General features: G+C 62.0%; 13 protein-coding genes. 5 read left to right on the top strand and 8 right to left on the bottom strand.

What is annotated here, in order from left to right; all coding sequences use genetic code 11:
• Complete coding sequence (locus tag ACR0NY_RS15235) at positions 1-762, bottom strand: DUF6478 family protein (protein WP_170369314.1); 762 nt, start codon at positions 760-762, stop codon at positions 1-3.
• 247 nt (positions 763-1009) lie between these two features.
• Here ACR0NY_RS15235 and ACR0NY_RS15230 point away from each other — a divergent pair, with 247 nt between their 5' ends.
• The 4 genes from ACR0NY_RS15230 to ACR0NY_RS15215 are packed head-to-tail and all read left to right on the top strand — an operon-like array spanning position 1010 to position 7265.
• Complete coding sequence (locus ACR0NY_RS15230; protein ID WP_170341514.1) at positions 1010-4090, top strand: ABC transporter transmembrane domain-containing protein; 3081 nt, start codon at positions 1010-1012, stop codon at positions 4088-4090.
• A 1-nt stretch (position 4091) separates the two neighbouring features.
• Positions 4092-4991, top strand: coding sequence for a CPBP family intramembrane glutamic endopeptidase (locus ACR0NY_RS15225; RefSeq protein WP_170369312.1), 900 nt, complete (start codon positions 4092-4094; stop codon positions 4989-4991).
• A gap of 58 nt (positions 4992-5049) precedes the next feature.
• Positions 5050-5994, top strand: coding sequence for an acetyl-CoA carboxylase, carboxyltransferase subunit beta (gene accD / locus ACR0NY_RS15220; protein WP_170341517.1), 945 nt, complete (start codon positions 5050-5052; stop codon positions 5992-5994).
• Positions 5991-7265: a bifunctional folylpolyglutamate synthase/dihydrofolate synthase gene (locus tag ACR0NY_RS15215; protein WP_170341518.1), complete on the top strand. Its 1275-nt coding sequence runs from the start codon at positions 5991-5993 to the stop codon at positions 7263-7265. Before accD ends, ACR0NY_RS15215 begins: the two co-directional genes overlap by 4 nt.
• Before the next feature lie 39 nt (positions 7266-7304).
• On the opposite strand, the gene zapE is transcribed toward ACR0NY_RS15215, so the two are convergent.
• On the bottom strand, positions 7305-8363 hold the full coding sequence (gene zapE / locus ACR0NY_RS15210) for a cell division protein ZapE (protein ID WP_170341982.1): 1059 nt from the start codon (positions 8361-8363) through the stop codon (positions 7305-7307).
• Between the two features lie 145 nt (positions 8364-8508).
• Here zapE and ACR0NY_RS15205 point away from each other — a divergent pair, with 145 nt between their 5' ends.
• The gene (locus tag ACR0NY_RS15205; RefSeq protein WP_170341520.1) at positions 8509-9750 is read left to right on the top strand and encodes an MFS transporter; all 1242 of its coding nucleotides are present in this window, start codon (positions 8509-8511) and stop codon (positions 9748-9750) included.
• Between the two features lie 2 nt (positions 9751-9752).
• On the opposite strand, the gene ACR0NY_RS15200 is transcribed toward ACR0NY_RS15205, so the two are convergent.
• The 6 genes from ACR0NY_RS15200 to mbfA all read right to left on the bottom strand — a co-directional run bounded on the left by ACR0NY_RS15200 (position 9753) and on the right by mbfA (position 15255).
• Entirely contained in the window at positions 9753-10373 is a 621-nt protein-coding gene (locus ACR0NY_RS15200; protein ID WP_170369310.1) for an HAD family hydrolase, read from the bottom strand.
• A gap of 73 nt (positions 10374-10446) precedes the next feature.
• Entirely contained in the window at positions 10447-10902 is a 456-nt protein-coding gene (locus tag ACR0NY_RS15195; RefSeq protein WP_170341524.1) for a YaiI/YqxD family protein, read from the bottom strand.
• On the bottom strand, positions 10899-12368 hold the full coding sequence (gene sthA, locus ACR0NY_RS15190; protein WP_170369308.1) for a Si-specific NAD(P)(+) transhydrogenase: 1470 nt from the start codon (positions 12366-12368) through the stop codon (positions 10899-10901). Before sthA ends, ACR0NY_RS15195 begins: the two co-directional genes overlap by 4 nt.
• Before the next feature lie 3 nt (positions 12369-12371).
• A complete protein-coding gene (fghA, locus tag ACR0NY_RS15185) occupies positions 12372-13205 on the bottom strand; it encodes an S-formylglutathione hydrolase (protein WP_170369306.1) in 834 nt (277 codons plus the stop codon).
• A 101-nt stretch (positions 13206-13306) separates the two neighbouring features.
• The gene (locus tag ACR0NY_RS15180) at positions 13307-14236 is read right to left on the bottom strand and encodes an AEC family transporter (protein ID WP_170369304.1); all 930 of its coding nucleotides are present in this window, start codon (positions 14234-14236) and stop codon (positions 13307-13309) included.
• Positions 14237-14280: 44 nt separating this feature from the next.
• Entirely contained in the window at positions 14281-15255 is a 975-nt protein-coding gene (gene mbfA / locus ACR0NY_RS15175; protein WP_093963335.1) for an iron exporter MbfA, read from the bottom strand.
• Between the last annotated feature and the right edge of the window lie 98 nt (positions 15256-15353).

Raw genomic sequence — 15353 nt, 5'->3', positions numbered from 1 at the left:
TCACAAGTCAGCGCGATGATGGCGGCACAGGGTCAGATCCCGCAGCACCACACGGTTCATACCAGGATCCTGGATGATAAGGTCCAGCCACATCTTCTTGATGCGACGTTCGTTCAAGGACAGATGCGCAAGATCAAAATCGATGTCGGATGTCGCATGTTGCGGTTCCAGCTTTCGCAGCACCTGCTCGGTATTCGGTCCATTCTGGATGTTAAGCCTCGCAAAGACCTCGGCCGGGCGCTCACTGTCGACCGTCACATGAGCCCGGACGAGGTGTTGCCGCGTCAGACCCTCGGCGGCGCTGCCCGGAAGTTCGACAGACACGGAGAGGAACGAGCCTTGAAAGCTGAATACGTCGATCGCCAGGCTGAAAGGCGCCAGGTCCTTTTCCCCGCTGTTGCGGATTTGCCGGACTGCAATCTCGGCCAGCGGACAGTCATGGAAAAGCGCCACGCTGTCATCAAGCTGCGCCTTGCGAGACAATGATACCAGGCCCGTAACGGGCAGGGGGCTGCCCCACAAATCCGGGCGCCAGGCCCAATCCGTGCCAAGCGGCCTCGGAAAATTCTGGGTGCCGATATGCGGGCGGGTCAGGCGCCCGTCCGCAATCTGGATCAGACGATCAAGTTGGGCGCGAAGAACACGCGCCTGCTCACGCTGCTGGCGAAGCAGAGGCAGGTCCTCGTGCGGCGCGTTCTGCGCCGTCCGTTTCCAGTGCCCAACTGCCTTGCGGCTGAAATACCGATCCAGAAGTCTACTCATGTGCCCAGTGCCTGAAACTGCACCTCTTTAGTCGGAATCCGCGGGCGGAATAAACCCGCCTTCGACAGATAGCACTGCAAAATTCCCGAATTGTGAAGAACGTCAGTCCTGCCGGCCGGTCTTTTTTGCAAGATCACGCAGGGGCACGTTCTTGAAATAGCACGGGGCAGAGCTTACCGTCAGTCACCCGGTCGCCGTGGATCCTCCGCAACGGGCCGCAGTCCAAAAAACAAGACGAGGCCGGGGCATGGAACCCACCCTATTCGCGTTCATCTGGAAACATTCCAAGAAACAGCAGTTCATTCTGCTGCTGTTGACCGTACTTTCGTTTCCGTTTCTCTATGCCTCGCTTGAACTGCCCAAGCAGATCATCAACGACGCCATCGGCGCGACCGGAAACACGGTAACGCTGTTCGGTACGAAGGTGACCCAGGTCCAATACTTGTTGATCCTGTGTTTTGCGTTCTTGGGAACCGTCCTGGCTGGCGGCCTCATGAAGATGCGCATCAACACCATGAAGGGGATCCTGGCCGAACGCATGTTGCGTCGGCTCAGGTTCACCCTGATCAGCCGGATGCTGCGCTTCCCCAAGCCGTATTTCTCGACCACAAGCCAGGGCGAGCTGGTGTCGATGATATCGTCTGAAGCGGAACCGATGGGCGGACTGATGGGCGACGCGATCGCCCAGCCGGTTTTCCAGTTCGGTCAGATGATGACGATTGTCACATTCCTGTTCATGCAGAGCGTCTGGTTCGGGCTGGCCTCGATCGCGCTGATCCCGCTGCAAGCCTGGCTGATCCCGCGCCTGCAGCGCCAGATCAACCTTTTGAACAAGGACCGTATTCAGGAGATCCGCCACCTGAGCACCGAGATCGGTGAAACCGCCGCCGGTATCAGCGACCTGCGCGCGAACGGTGGTTGGCGCTATCGGCTGGCGCAGTTCAGTCATCGTCTGGGAACCTTGTTCGATATCCGGGTCCGGATCTACAACAAGAAATTCTTCATGAAGTTCCTCAACAACCTGATCACGCAGATGACGCCGTTTCTGTTCTATTCGGTCGGCGGCTATCTCGCGATCACGGGCGAAGTGACAGTCGGTGCGCTGGTTGCGGCGCTGGGGGCGTACAAGGACCTCAGCGGCCCTTGGCGCGATCTGCTGACTTATTACAATCAGGTTCAGGACATGTCGTTGCGCTGGCAGGTCGTCACCGAACGGTTTGCACCCGAGAACATGATCCCCGAAGAACTGTTCTATGGCGAACCGGAGAGCATCCCGCACCTGCAGGGCGACATCGAATTGCGCAATGTCACGGTGCGCGACGAAGACGGCAAGTTGATACTTGAAGACATCGACCTGACGATCCCAAAGGGCGCTCGGGTCGCCATCAAGGCCTCGCACGACTCGGAAAGACAGGCGCTGGCCCAGTTGCTGATCCGCGAGATCCTGCCGGTTCAGGGCGAGGTCCTTCTGTCTGGGCACAACCTTCGCGAACTCCATCAGGCGGTGATCGCCGCCCGTGTCGGCTATGCCCACTCGCGACCCTACTTGTTCAACGGCACGCTTGGGGACAACCTGCTGATGCCTTTGCGTCCCCATCCCCAGCACGAGGCCGAAGCTCTGAAGGCCCCATCACGTTATCAGGTCGAAGCCGTGCGCGCCGGCAACTCCCCGGACCTGCTGGAGGACGAATGGGTCGACCCTCGCCTTGCAGGGCTGCAGAACATCGACGAGATCCGGGATTGGTGGTTCGAACTGGTCGAGGCGATGGGCATCGACGAATTCATGTTCCGGCGGACGTTGCGTTCGCAATTCGATCCCGAACTGCACCCCCATCTGGCCAAGGCGATCGTGGATGCGCGCGACAAGGTTGCAGCGCGTCTCAAGGAAAAGGGCTTGGACAAATACGTTTACCGGTTCGATCCGGACCGGTTCAACCCGGCCGTACCTTTGGGGGGCAACCTTTTGTTTGCCTCACCGTCGCGCAACATTTCACCGGACATCCTCGCCGGGGACGCTCGATTTCTTGCCATGCTGAGGGCCCATGATCTGGACAAGGACGCCCTGAGCATCGCGACGGCGGTTCTCAGCACGCTGCGCAAAACATTCGGCCGCGAAGGGACGGATCACCCGCTGTTCCTGCGCTTGGGCATGTCCAAGGACATGTACCACCGACTGCTCGACATCGACGAACGCCGCATGTCGAAAGGTGAGGCAACCCTGTCCGAACGTGAAATGGCGCTGTTGCTGACGGTGCCGTTCATGCTGACCGCCGAACAGATCGGCCCCAGTTTCCCCGAGGAATACAAGGAAAAGATCCTATCGATCCGGCGCACGCAGGCCCAAAACCTGCACGCATCTTTCGACGGGCTGTTCATTCCTGTGGCCCCCGAAACCTATGTTCCGCGCCTGACCGTCATGGAAAATGCCCTGTATGGCCGCGTGTCGCTGATGGCCGGGGCACATGCCGAAGAGATCGAGGATGCCGTAGCCGAAGTCCTGATCGAGGCCGGCCTCACCCGTCGCCTGGCGGCCATCATCTACGATCTGCCGACCGGTCTTGGCGGGGCCAACCTGCCCACGGTTTTCCAGGAACGTGCCGCGTTTTCACGGGCAGCGATCAAGCGGCCCGACATCCTGATCTTGGACAAGGTTCTTGCCAGCCACGATTCGGAAAGCCGTCTGCGCACGCGCCTCAAGCTGCGTGAGTTGCTTCCCGACTCGGTCATGATCTTCATGGAAGATCATTTTGGCCATCCCGAAGCCTATGACATGTACGTGGAAATCAAGGACGGCCGAATCGACGGTGTATCGCGTTCCAAGGCCGAGGCGGATGACGAACAACCCGAAGACTTCAGCCGAAAACTCAAGATCATTTCGGCGACGGAACTGTTTTCGAGGCTTGACGGAAAACATCAGCGTCTGCTGGCCTTTTCGGCACAATGGTACGACGCGGCGGCGGGGCAGACCATATTCTCGCGCGGCCAAACGCCCGACGCGGCCTATCTGTGCATCTCCGGGCAGGCGAGCCTGGAATGGACGATGCCGGACGGTGAAAAGCGCAACATCTCCGTCGTCGAGCCAGGCCGCCTGATCGGCGACCTGTCGATAATCACCGGAGCGCCTCGGCAACTTGACCTCGTCGCAATGACCGACTGTTCGTTCCTGCGGATCGGCGCGGAAGAGCTGCGCGCCGTGGTAGAGGGTGACGCGGCTGTTTCGATGCGCCTTCTCGAAACGGTGGCCGGGTATCTGACAACCGTCTCGGAACGACTGTTGCTGTCTAATACCCCGTTGACACCCGAAGCCGAGACCGGGGCGGGCGGTTAGGATGCGCGACCCGCAGCCACACCCGGCCTATGCCCCGCACGAAATCCTGGTGGCGCCGGCCAGGGCTTATCCCGAACTCTGGCGGATGCTGCTCGGGTTCGCCATCATCACGGTCGTCGTTCTGGCACTCAACTTGGTTCTCCTTGCCGCTATAACCTCGTTTGGTTCGGCCGAACTGGTGTCCGGTTTCGAAGACGGGTCCTCGGCCCTGGCGCTGCTGGTCATCCTTTCCAGTTTCGCCTTCGCCACGCTGGGCGTCGGATTGGCCGTGCGACAGTTGCAGCACCGGAAACTGATCTCGGTGGTCGGGCCACCGATTCTGACTGCTCGACAATTCTGGCGGGTTCTGCGGGCGCTGGTCGTGCTGGGCGCTCTGCTTTTTGTTCTGCCCCCATACGATATGGGACCGCCGTTGGAGCCAAACCTGCCGGTTTTCAGGTGGCTGCTGCTGTTGCCGCTGGCGCTGGTGGCTGTCCTTATTCAGGTCAGCGCCGAAGAGATTCTGTTCCGCGGGTTCCTGCAACAATCGCTGGCCGCCCGGTTCAGGGCCCCGTGGATTTGGATGGGCGTACCCTCCCTTATTTTTGCCGCCGGGCACTACGCACCTCTTGCCGCCGGTGACAATGCGATCCTGATCGCAGGTTGGGCCTTTGTCTTTGGCCTGCTTAGTGCCGACATCACCGCCAGAGCAGGGACGCTGGGACCCGCAATCGCCATGCATTTTGCCAACAATGTAACAGCTCTGCTGATTGTATCGTTGCCTGACGGTCTGGGTGGGTTGGCCCTCTATCATCTTCCGTTCGAAACATCGGACACCGGTATCCTGCGCCAGTGGCTTGTCGTGGATTTCGCGGTGATGATCGTCAGCTGGCTTGTTGCGCGACTTGCACTCAGGCGCTGATTGCATTTCCTTCCGTAGCGTCTTATTTGACTGCAACCCGCATCAGCAAGGTTCCGACATGAACTGGATCACAAACTACGTCCGCCCCCGGATCAACTCGATCTTCTCCCGCCGTGAGGTGCCCGAGAATCTCTGGCACAAATGCGACGAGTGCGGAACGATGCTGTTCCACCGTGAACTGGCGGACAACCAGAATGTCTGTACCCAGTGCGGACACCACATGCTGATCACCCCGCGCGAACGGTTCAAGCACCTGTTCGACGGTGGTATTTTCACCGAAGTCGCAGTGCCCGCGCCCAAGGAAGACCCGCTGCAGTTCCGCGATCAGAAGAAATACCCCGACCGCATGAAGGCAGCGCAGAAAAAGACCGGCGAGAAAGAAGCGATGCTGGTTGCCACCGGCGAGATCGGCCGCACGCCGATCGTGGCCGCGGCGCAGGATTTCTCGTTCATGGGCGGTTCGATGGGTATGTATGTGGGCAACGCCATCATCGCCGCCGCACAAGAGGCGGTAAAGCTCAAGCGCCCGCTGATCCTGTTTTCCGCCGCCGGCGGTGCCCGGATGCAGGAGGGCATCCTCAGCCTGATGCAGATGCCGCGCACTACGGTCGCGGTGGAGATGCTGAAAGAGGCGGGCCTGCCCTATATCGTCGTTCTGACCCATCCCACTACCGGCGGTGTGACGGCGTCCTACGCGATGCTCGGCGACGTGCATATTGCCGAGCCGAACGCGTTGATCTGTTTCGCTGGCCCCCGCGTGATCGAGCAGACGATCCGTGAGAAACTGCCCGACGGCTTCCAGCGCGCCGAATACCTGCTGGATCACGGCATGCTGGACCGCGTCACCAAACGGACCGAGTTGCGGGACGAGCTGATCACCATCACCCGGATGCTGATGGGTCTGCCCCCGGCGGTCAAAGGCGATCTGCCCGCCCCGAAAGGGGGCGAAGCCGAACAGCCTGACGCTCAGAGCAAGCCTGCCGAAGACCAGCCCAAGAAATGACCGCGCCCACATCCGACGTCATCCTCGACCGGATGATGGCGCTGCACCCCAAGATCATCGACCTGACCTTGGACCGTGTCTGGCGTCTGCTCGAAGCTTTGGGCAACCCGCAGGACAAGCTGCCCCCGGTGATCCATATCGCTGGCACCAACGGCAAGGGCTCGACCCAGGCGATGATCCGCGCCGGGCTGGAAGGGGCAAGGCTGACGGCCCATGCCTACACCTCGCCGCATCTGGCACGCTTCCACGAGCGCATCCGCCTGGCGGGCGAGCTGATCTCGGAACCCGACCTGACCGCCGTTCTGGATGAGTGTTACACCGCCAATGGCGACGCGAACATCACCTATTTCGAGATTACCACCTGCGCGGCCCTGCTGGCCTTTTCCCGCGTGCCCGCCGACTACACGCTGCTCGAAGTGGGGCTTGGCGGGCGGCTCGACGCTACCAACGTGATCGCAAAGCCCGCGGTCACGGTCATCACCCCGATCTCGATCGACCATGAACAGTTCCTCGGCAACACGCTGGCCAAGATCGCCGCCGAAAAGGCCGGCATCATCAAGCGCGGCGTGCCCTGCATCGTCGGCCCGCAGCCGGACGAAGCGATGGAGGTCATCGAGGCCACCGCCGCCCGCCTCGGCGCACCGCTGCTGGCTTACGGACAGCACTGGCACGTCTACGAGGAACATGGCCGCCTGATCTATCAGGACGAAACCGGCCTGCGCGACCTGCCGCTGCCAAACCTGTTGGGCGCCCACCAGATCCAGAACGCCGGCGCCGCGCTGGCGGTGCTGCGCCACCTCGATCTGGGCGATGAGGCCTACGAGGCAGCGGTCACACGCGCCGAATGGCCCGCCCGGATGCAGCGACTGAAGACCGGCCCGCTGGTCGAACAGGCGCCTCAGGCCGAACTCTGGCTCGACGGCGGCCACAACGCCGCCGCCGGCGTCGCGCTGGCGGACGTCTTGGCCAAGCTGCCCCCGCGACCCACACACCTGATCTGCGGCATGCTCAACACCAAGGACGTGACCGGCTACCTCTCCCCGCTGGCCCAGCAAGCCGCCAGCCTGACCGCCGTTTCCATCCCGGGCGAGACCAACACGCTGAGCGCCGACGAAACCGCCGCCGCCGCCAAATCGGTGAACCTGCCCGCGACGACCGCCAGCAGCGTGTCCCAAGCCCTCGACACCATCATCAAAGCCGACCCTCAGGTGCGCGTGCTGATCTGCGGCTCGCTCTACCTCGCGGGCAACATCCTACGCGAAAACGGCTGACCATTCATTGAGCCACAGCTACGGCAGAGGCAACGCTCGCTATTGTCCCCAGTCCTGTGCCTGCATCTCCCGCAGGCGCGAGGCTGTGCGCTCGAACTCAAAAACACCTTCCCCCTCGACATACAGCATCTCGGGCTCGGCGGCCGCTGAACAGATCAACCTCACCTTCGCCTCATACAGCGCATCGATCAACGTGACGAACCGCTTCGCCTCGTTGAAGTTGTTGCGCGACAGGCGCGGTATGTCCTCGAGCACCAATACTTTTACCGCATCAGCAATGGCAAGATAGTCCCCCGGCCCCAGCATCCGGCCGCACAGATCGTAGAACGAGGCCCGTGCCACTCCATTGCGAAACGCGGGCAAAACCACCTCGCGCCCCTTGACATGGAGGGTCAATGGTTCGGCCGGCCCACCGGACAGGTCGGCCCAAACGGCCCGGATCTTCTCTCGCGCCTCGGGTCCGATGGGTGTGAAATAGACCGGCGAGCCCTCGAGCCGGTTCTGCCGGTAATCCGTGGGCGACGTCAGTTCCCACACTTCGAGCTGCTGCTTGATGTGGTGGATGAAGGGCAGGAACAGCTGCCGGTTCAGGCCATCCTTGTACAGATCGTCGGGATGCCGGTTCGAGGTGGTCACAACGACGACGCCTCCCGCGTGCAGCAGGTCGAACAGCCGCCCGACGATCATCGCGTCAGTGATGTCGGTGATCTGCATCTCGTCAAAGGCCAGCAGGCGCACGGAATTCACGACCGAGGCCGCCACCGGCGCCAGTGCATCCTGCACGCCGGTTTCGCGCGCCTCATGCATGCCCGCGTGGATTTCCTGCATGAAGGCATGGAAATGGACGCGCCGGGCCGGAATATGCCCCAGTGTTTCGACGAACATGTCCATCAACATGGACTTGCCGCGCCCCACGCCGCCCCACAGGTACAAGCCTTTGGGCGGCGGCAGTGCCTTGCGGAACAGCCCGCGTTTCACCGGCGCGGCCAGAGCCGCCCGGATACGCTCGAACTGGGGCAGAACGGCCTCTTGCGCGTCGTCGCGGTTCAGGGTGCCATCGGCAACGCGGGCCTCGTACAACGAGATCATGTCGGTCATGGCCCGAGCCATAGCGCCCACCCGCGCCATTGAAAAGAAGGCATCCCCCGACATGCATCAATTTTGGTTAATCGTGACCGCAAAACTCCTGAATTGACGAGCGAGCCCAAGTGGATACTGTCGGCGGGCTGAAACCGGAGGCCCCATGACCCCAACCGCCCGTCTGCTCAACCCGGTGCTGATCGTCGGATGCGTGATCATTACGGTCAGCTTCGCCGTGCGCGCCTCGTTCGGCGTGTTTCAGATTCCGATCGCCGAGGAGTTCGGCTGGCTGCGCACCGATTTCTCGCTGGCCATCGCGATCCAGAACCTGGCCTGGGGCATCGGCCAGCCGATCTTTGCCGCCATCGCCGAAAAGATGGGCGATCGGCGGGCGATCATTCTGGGCGCGTTGACCTATGCGGCAGGGATGGTTCTGTCGGCCTGGTCCGTCACGCCCTTCGGGCACCAACTCTATGCCTGGTTGGTCGGCTTCGGTATTGCGGGCACGGGCTTCGGCGTGGTGCTGGCGGTGGTCGGGCGGGCCGCGACGGATCAGAACCGCTCGATGTCACTGGCGATCGTGACGGCAGCGGGCAGCTTCGGGCAGGTGATCGGCGCGCCCACGGCCGAATGGCTGCTGACATTCCTGCCTTGGCAGCAGGTGTTCATCATCTTCGCCATTGCCATTTTGGCCCTTGTGCTGACGCTGCCTTTCATGCGCGCACCCGCGCAGGTCAGCAAGGCCGAATTGGAAGAAAGCATGGGCCAGATCCTGGGCCGCGCCTTCCGCGACCCGTCCTATGCGCTGATATTCCTGGGTTTTTTCAGCTGCGGCTATCAACTGGGTTTCATCACCGCGCACTTCCCGGCCTTCGTGACCGAGATGTGCGGGCCGATACAACCCGGCGGTGTCCTGCATGCGATGGGCATCACAACAACGTCTGCTTTGGGTGCGCTGGCGATCTCGCTGATCGGGCTCGCCAATATCGGAGGCACCCTGCTGGCCGGGTGGGCGGGCAATCACTTCCCCAAGAAATACCTTCTGGCGGCGGTTTATACCGGGCGCACGATCGCGGCCGCAGCGTTCATCCTGTTTCCTATCACGCCTCTGACCGTGATCCTGTTCTCGCTGGTCATGGGGTCACTATGGCTGGCGACGATCCCGTTGACCTCGGGCCTCGTCGCGCATCTTTACGGCTTGCGCTACATGGGCACGCTGTATGGCATCATATTCTTCAGCCATCAGGTCGGCAGTTTCCTGGGCATCTGGCTGGGCGGCCGCATGTATGACCTTTATGGCGACTATACCGTGGTCTGGTGGATCGGCGTGGCCATCGGCGCCTTCAGCGCGATCGTGCACCTGCCGATCCGCGAAAACCGCCCGGCGCAGCCCGCTGCCGCCTAGGATCAGGCGGCCTCGTCCAAGGAGAGCAGACCTTCGGACACCAGCCTTTCGGCCCAGCCCTTCGGGCCGTCGAAATGGTGGGTCTGCCATCCACGGCCACGGGCGGTTTCGATATTGTCGATCCGGTCGTCGGTGAACAGCAGCGTCTCGGGCGGCAGGCCGCAATCCTGTTCGACCATCTGGTAGATCGGGGCATGCGGTTTCACCATCTTCATCCGCCCCGAGACATAGTGCCGGTCGAACTCTTTCAGGAACGGATAGACGGTGGTGGCATAGTCGAAATTCTGCACCCCGAAATTGGTCAGCGCAAAGACTGGCACGCCCTTGGCCCGCAGCGCGCGCTGCAGCCGGACCGAATGCGGGATCTCGGGCGCGGCCAGTTCGATCCAGTTGTCGTGCCACATGCGGATTTCGTCGCGCCAATCGGGGTATTTCTCGGCCCAGGCATAGATCGTGTCGGTGAAGTGATGCCCCTGATCGACCAGGTCGTTCATGCCGTGCAGATCGACGGCCGAGAACATCTCGCGGCGCCTGTCCTCGCCGATCACACGGTCATAATACCGCTCGGGCTGCCATTCGATCAGAACGTTGCCGATGTCAAAAACAACCGCTTCTACGGGCATGGGGGTTCCTGTTCGCTTGTGTTGCGTTTGGGGCTGACTGAACCAACCCGCCGAGCGGGATGCAAGGCCAAACTCAGCCGCGCAGGGCGGCGCGCATCTCACGCTCGAGCGCGTCCAGAAACCGCGATCGGTCGGCCTTGGAAAACGGTTTGCCACCGCCCCCGGCGCCCAGCGGATTGGCGGCGCGCAGATCCGCCATCAGATCGCGCATCGCCAGTTGCTGACCGATATTGGCAGCGGTGAAGGCCTCGCCATTGGGGCGCAGCACCCGCGCGCCGGCCTGGACGCATTTGGCGGCTAACGGGATGTCCGAGGTGATGACGATGTCGCCCGCGTCGCACCGCTCGGCGATCCACTTGTCGGCTTCGTCAGCGCCTTGCGCCACGGTCACGATCTGAACCAGCGGGTTGGCCGACGGGCGCAGCCCGCCATTCGCCACCACCACCATCGGCACCTTGTGCCGCGTGGCGACGCGTTCGGCCTCGGCCTTCACCGGGCAGGCGTCGCCATCGACATACAGGGTCGTCACGCCTGCTTGGCCTTCTTGGGCGCCAACTTTGCTGGCTCGGGGGCATCGGATTTGCGCACCTTGAACTCGTCCGGGATCGGCATCCGGTTGAAGGCGTCGAGCCCGGCAATCTTGTAGGCCTCGGCCAGGGTCGGATAGTTGAAGGTGTTCTGCACGAAATAGTCCACCGTGCCCTTCAGGTTCAGCACCGCCTGGGCGATGTGGATCAACTCGGTCGCGCCTTCGCCGACGATCTGCACGCCCAGCACCCGGCGGGTTTTCAGCGAGAACAGCATCTTCAGCATCCCGTGCTCGAGCCCCATGATATGCCCGCGCGAGGTCTCGCGGAACCGGGCCACGCCCACCTCATAGGGAATGCCGCGTTCCTGCAGCTCTTCCTCGGACATGCCGCAGGTCGAGATCTCGGGCACCGAATAGATGCCATAGGGAAACCAAGGGCTTTCTGGCAGGGTAGGGGTCTCAAGCGCGTGGCAGGCCGCAACGCGTCCCTGCTGCATCGAGGTCGAGGCCAGCGACGGATGCCCGATCACGTCCCCGGTGGCATAGATATGCGGCACCGAGGTCTGATAGGTCTTGCGATCGACCGTGATGCGGTTGCGGTGGTCGGTTTCGATCCCAACCGCACCCAAATTCAGCGCCGAGGTGTTGCCCATACGGCCCGCCGCGAACAACAGCATCTCGGCCCGGACATGGCGGCCGTTTGACATGGTGATCTCGACATGCTTGCCGGCGTCCTCGATCTTTTCCACGGCCGAGCCCAAGCGCAGGTCCACCCCGTTTTCACGGATCTGATGGGTGAATTCCTGGATCAGGGTCTTGTCGATGAAATCCAGAAAGGTCTCGCGCGGTTCGATCAGCGTCACCCGCACATCCAGCGCCGAGAACATCGTGGCATACTCGACCCCGATCACGCCCGCACCGATCACGCAGAGCGAGCGCGGGATCTCGGCCATTTCTAGGAACTCGTCGCCATCGACGATGGTCTTGCCGTTGAAGGGCACGTAATCGGGGCGATAAGTTTTTGTCCCGGTCGAGATCAGGAATTTCGCGGCCGTCAAGCGGGTGGTGTCGCCCGCATCGGCGGTGACCTCGATCTCGTGCGGGCCGGTGAAGCGGGCTACGCCGTCCATGGTTTCAACGTGGTTGCGGTTGAACTGGTGTTCCAGCACGTCAACCTCATAGTCCAGCGTCATGTGCAGCCGGGCCTTGAGGTCTTCGGCGCGGATCTGGTCCTTGACCCGGTACGAACGGCCGTAAAAGCTGCGCTCGCGCCAGCCCGACAGGTTCAGCACCGTTTCGCGCAGGGTCTTCGACGGGATCGTGCCCGTGTGCACCGATACGCCGCCCAACCGGTCACGGCGGTCAACCACCAGAACCTTGCGTTTCAGCTTGCCCGCCTGAATCGCCGCCGCGCGGCCCGATGGGCCCGAGCCGATGATGATCAGGTCATAGTCGTATTTGCTCATCCCTCAGTCTCCGTACAGGGCTTCGGCGTGGAAGGTGACGTGGTCCTCCATGAAGGTGGACACGAAGAAGTAGGAATGGTCATAGCCGGGCTGCAACCGGTTCGTGGCCTGCTGGCGGCGTTCGGCGATGGCCTGGGCCAGAGCCTCGGGGCGCAGCAGGTCGATGAACTGGTCGTTGGTGCCGGTGTCGATCAGGATCGGGCCGTCAAAGCCCTTTTCCTTCATCATCAGCGTCGCATCATGTTTGGCCCAGGCGGCCGGGTCGTCGCCCAGGTAGGCGCCCAGTTGCTTGCGGCCCCAGTCGCTGGCCGTGGGGTTCGAGATCGGCGCAAAGGCCGAGACCGAACGGAACCTGCCCGGCAGGTTCATCGCCAGCGTCAGCGCGCCGTGGCCGCCCATCGAATGGCCGGTGATGGCCTGCCGGTCGCCGTCGATGGCGAAGTTTTCGACCAGCAGCGCGGGCAGTTCGTCAGCCACATAGTCCCACATGTTGAAATGCGGCGCCCACGGTGATTGCGTGGCGTTGACGTAGAACCCGGCGCCCTGGCCCAGGTCGTAATCCTCATGATCGGCGACCCCTTCGCCGCGCGGCGAGGTGTCGGGGAAGACCAGTGCGATGCCTTGTTCGGCGGCCCAGCCCTGCGCGCCCGCTTTGACCATCGCGTTTTCATGGGTGCAGGTCAGGCCCGACAGATACCACAGGACCGGAACCGGGCCGTCCTTGGCCTCGGCCGGCAGGAACAGGCCAAAGGTCATGTCGCACTGGCACGCCGCCGAGGCGTGGCGGTACACGCCCTGCACGCCACCGAAACAGGCGTTTTCGGAAAGGGTTTCCATCTGGCATCATCCTTACGTTGGGTTCGTGCCATGGCTAACGGGCGAAGGCCCCGGCGTAAAGTCCGGGCACCAATGTTCGCACGCATTTTGAAGTCGCCGCGTCAGAATGCGGCAACCCACGCGATGACCACCGGCACGGTCAGAATGCTGACAATGGTCGACAGTAGAATGGCGGCAGATGCCCGGTGCGGCGCCACGCCATAGTGGGCCGCCAGCATGTAGACATTGCCGGCCACAGGCAGGGCGGCGGCGGAGATAGCCACCGCCGCGGCAAAAGGATCAGTCGGCAGCAGCCACAGCAGCACCACAGCCACACAGGCCGGATGCACGGCAAGTTTGCAAAAGCTGAGCCAGAGCGCGATCTGAACCCGCTCGGCCGATTTGCTGGCCAGCGAGGCGCCGATGGCGAACAGCGCCCCCGGCGTGGCGGCGCCGCCCAGAATGGTCAGAAAATCGTTCAACGGGTCAGGCACCGGCATCTGCAGGGCCGACCAGATCAACCCAGCCGATATCGAGACGATCATCGGGTTCTTCAGCAAACCAAGGCCGATCAGGCGCAAAGTTCCGGCACTCAGCCGACCATCCCGCCCGCCGTTGATCAGGATCACGATCAGAGAGGAAAACACCACCAGATCGACCGTCAGAACCAGCATGACCGGCCCGATGGCGGATTCGGAAAACAGCAGGGCCAACATCGGCAGACCCAGAAAGCCCACATTTCCGATAGCGGCGCATTGCGCCTCGACCGCCGCGGTGGGGATGTCGAGCCCGCGCAGATAGGCGACCAACGTGGCCAGCGCGTATACGCCGGCGGTGCCGATCAGATAGCCCAGCATCAGCCGCGCGTTGAAGATCTCGGCAAAGGGCAGCGTGGCGGCAAAGCGGAACAGCATCGCCGACAACGCGAAATAGAACACGAACTTGGTCAGATAGGCCGTGGCGTCTTCGGTGAAGAACCGGCTGCGCCCGGCCCAGTATCCCAGGCCGATGATCGCAAAGAAGGGCAGGGTGCGCAGAAAGATATCGACCATGCGCAGATTGGTAACATAGAATTACCACATCGCAAGCAGGGTCATCACCCGCTGCCGATCAATATCCCGGCTGCCAGCACCAGCGATCCGCCCAGAACGACCTGAAAAGCCGCACGGAAGAACGGAGTTTCCATATAGCGGTTCTGAATCCACGCGATCGCCCACAATTCGAAAAACACCACGATGAAGGCAATGATCGTGGCCGTCCAGAATTCCGGGATCAGATAGGGTAGGGCGTGGCCCAATCCGCCGACCGTGGTCATCACCCCGGACGCCAAACCCCGCTTGACCGGTGATCCACGGCCCGACAGCTCGCCATCGTCCGATGCCGCTTCGGTGAAGCCCATGGAAATGCCCGCGCCCACTGACGCTGCAAGGCCCACAAGAAAGGTCGTCCAAGGGTCGTGCGTGGCAAAGGCCGTCGCGAAGATCGGCGCCAAGGTCGACACTGACCCGTCCATCAGCCCGGCCAATCCCGGCTGGACCCAGGTCAAGATGAATTGCCGGTGCGAAATCACCTTTTCAGCTTCTTTTTCATCGTGATCCAGGTGAGCTTCTTCCAATTCGGCGGCCGCGGCTTGATGTCCCGCTTCGGCCGCAGCCAGGTCGCCCAGAAGTTTGCGTGTTGCTGCATCGGTCGTACGACCAGCAGCCGCCAGATAGAAGCGTTCCGCGTCGCGCTCCATCATCTCGGCTTCTTCGCGGATTCGCTCGATTCCGAGATTCTCGACCAGCCAGATCGGACGGCGGGCGTAGTAACCGGCGACATGCTCGCGCCGGATCAGAGGGATCACCGGGCCGAACCGATCCTCGTGCAGACCGATCAGGCGACGGCGGTGCTCGTCTTCCTCGGCAGCCATGCCATCGAAGATTTTGGCTGTCGCCGGATAGTCGGGGCGCAGCATTTCGGCATATGACCTATAGATCCGCGCGTCGTCTTCCTCGGACGAAATCGCAAGCGCAATAACTTCCTGCTCGGTCAGATCTCTGAAGTGTTTGCGCTGAGTGAAAAACCGCATTGCCACCCTCGTTTTAGAATTATTCTAATCTACGCTGCGTAACGGAACTTTCAAGCCGAATTGAAAACCGTTGAAACTGAACTGACTGGTTTATAGAT

Source organism: Ruegeria sp. BJ5 (genome assembly GCF_056537865.1).
Note: the sequence above shows the minus strand (reverse complement) of the source record. Positions and strands in the feature narration are given on the sequence as shown.

Coding starts and splice junctions, on each gene's coding strand:
- ACR0NY_RS15235 (WP_170369314.1), bottom strand. CDS start 762: ATGAGTAGACTTCTGGATCGGTATTTCAGCCGCAAGGCAGTTGGGCAC.
- ACR0NY_RS15230 (WP_170341514.1), top strand. CDS start 1,010: ATGGAACCCACCCTATTCGCGTTCATCTGGAAACATTCCAAGAAACAG.
- ACR0NY_RS15225 (WP_170369312.1), top strand. CDS start 4,092: ATGCGCGACCCGCAGCCACACCCGGCCTATGCCCCGCACGAAATCCTG.
- accD (WP_170341517.1), top strand. CDS start 5,050: ATGAACTGGATCACAAACTACGTCCGCCCCCGGATCAACTCGATCTTC.
- ACR0NY_RS15215 (WP_170341518.1), top strand. CDS start 5,991: ATGACCGCGCCCACATCCGACGTCATCCTCGACCGGATGATGGCGCTG.
- zapE (WP_170341982.1), bottom strand. CDS start 8,363: ATGACCGACATGATCTCGTTGTACGAGGCCCGCGTTGCCGATGGCACC.
- ACR0NY_RS15205 (WP_170341520.1), top strand. CDS start 8,509: ATGACCCCAACCGCCCGTCTGCTCAACCCGGTGCTGATCGTCGGATGC.
- ACR0NY_RS15200 (WP_170369310.1), bottom strand. CDS start 10,373: ATGCCCGTAGAAGCGGTTGTTTTTGACATCGGCAACGTTCTGATCGAA.
- sthA (WP_170369308.1), bottom strand. CDS start 12,368: ATGAGCAAATACGACTATGACCTGATCATCATCGGCTCGGGCCCATCG.
- fghA (WP_170369306.1), bottom strand. CDS start 13,205: ATGGAAACCCTTTCCGAAAACGCCTGTTTCGGTGGCGTGCAGGGCGTG.
- ACR0NY_RS15180 (WP_170369304.1), bottom strand. CDS start 14,236: ATGGTCGATATCTTTCTGCGCACCCTGCCCTTCTTTGCGATCATCGGC.
- mbfA (WP_093963335.1), bottom strand. CDS start 15,255: ATGCGGTTTTTCACTCAGCGCAAACACTTCAGAGATCTGACCGAGCAG.